The sequence below is a fragment of the Mesorhizobium sp. M1409 genome (assembly GCF_040317535.1).
Lineage (GTDB): Bacteria > Pseudomonadota > Alphaproteobacteria > Rhizobiales > Rhizobiaceae > Mesorhizobium.
Map to the genome: position 1 here is coordinate 1 of NZ_JAMYKV010000141.1, position 1,632 is coordinate 1,632.

At 65.4% G+C, this 1,632-nt stretch carries 1 protein-coding gene; it reads right to left on the reverse strand.

The features are described from left to right. Window positions 1-151: 151 nt before the first annotated feature. Window positions 152-1,534: an IS1380 family transposase gene (locus tag NKG99_RS35700; RefSeq protein ID WP_352874160.1), complete on the reverse strand. Its 1,383-nt coding sequence runs from the start codon at window positions 1,532-1,534 to the stop codon at window positions 152-154. Window positions 1,535-1,632 lie beyond the last annotated feature (98 nt).

Sequence of the window (1,632 nt, forward strand, 5' to 3'; positions counted from 1 at the left end):
CTAGCCCGGATATCTCACACTGTCTTTTGGCGTAGGTCTGAAGCGGGGATTTTGCGAGCGCGTGAGTTGCAGGCAAGGGCTGTCGCCGCGCGAAGCGGTGGTTGTGGTTCGGCGATATCCTTGTTGTTGACGGGAGGGTGGATCGGGGCGCTCAGATGGCGGCTGCCGATAGTCTGGCGTAGGTCAGGGCCCACTCGCGCTGGAAGGGGCAGGCGGAGTTCATGGCCAGCTTGATGCGGCGCACCGAGACGTTGACCAGGGCGCCGATCTTGAACAGTTTGAGGCGGATGGTGGCGCAGCTTGCCCTGGCGAGCCGTGTGTCCACCAGGCCGATGCGGCGCAGCGCGCAGATCAGCACATAGGCCATCGAGGCGAACCAGAGCCTGAGCTGGTTGGCGCGCAGGGTGGCGGCAGAGGTGCGGTCGGCGAACAGGTCGAGCTGGCATTCCTTGATGCGGTTCTCCATCTCGCCGCGGGCGCAGTAGAGGTCCTCGTAGAGGCATTGCGCCGGCCAAGCCTCGGCGGCGAGCGAGGTGACGACAAAGCGCGGGTTGGCCTCGCCTTGCGTCCACTCGGCCTTGGCCACGACCCGGCGCCGGCCGCTCCAGCTCTTGCGCGTGGTCCACAGGAAGTCCTTGAAGCGGCGGGCCGGCCGGCTGGTGAGGGCACTTTCCACCCTGGCCGCGTCCAGTTCAGCCGCGATGTGGCGGGCCAACCGAACATTGCGGGCCAGGCCGAACAGGTAGTCGACGGCGTTCTGCTCGCACCAGGCCATCAGCTCCTCACGAGCGAAGCCGGAATCGGCGCGCAGCACGATGCGAACCTTGGGCCAGCGCTGGCGCAACTGGCGCACGATGCGCTCGATCTCCTGAACCGCGCCGGCGGCGGCGTCGATGTTGGCGGGCCGCAGCTTGGCGCACAACAGGTGATCGCCGCAGAAGACGTAGAGCGGCAGGTAGCAGTAGTTGCCGTAGTAGCCGTGGAAGAAGCGCCCCTCCTGGTTGCCGTGCAGGGGATCGTCGGTGGCGTCCAGATCAAGCACGATCTCTTCGGGCGGGGCGGCGTGCGCGCCCATGAACAGCTCGACGAACAGCGCCTCGATCGCCGCCGGATCGTGGCTGATCTTGTGATAGCGCGAAGGCTGCGGCCGGCTCAGCTCCAGCCGGTTGAGCGTCGACTTGCCGGCGACGGCCGCGCATTTCTTGTGACGCCGCGCCTTGAGCTTGCCGGCCAGCACCGCCAGCACCGGATCATGGCGCAGTTCGTCGTGGTCGTTGAGGTCTTCATAGCCGAGCGCAAGCGCGAAGATCCGCTGCCCGACCAGCGTCTTCACCGCATGCTCGATCAAGCCCGGATTGCGGGCATCCACGAAGCAGCGGGCAAAGCGGCCGACCAGTCCGATCGCCCGCTCCGTCAGCCCCAGCAAAAGCGCCCCGGCATCCGACGTGATCGTCCCGCCGTCAAAACCGGCCACAACGGCGCGCTTTTCAACAGCTCCAAAATCAAACCGTTCTGCGCTACACTCTGTTTGCATCGGGGAACACCTCTGCCTAGGGTAAGTCTTTGTCGCAGAAGCATTTTCCCTGATTCGGAGCCCCGATGCACCTCAACTCTGTGAGATATTCGGGCTAG

What these genes read in the sequence shown, in the direction of transcription:
- NKG99_RS35700 (WP_352874160.1), bottom strand. Translation starts at nt 1,534, where the DNA reads ATGCAAACAGAGTGTAGCGCAGAACGGTTTGATTTTGGAGCTGTTGAA.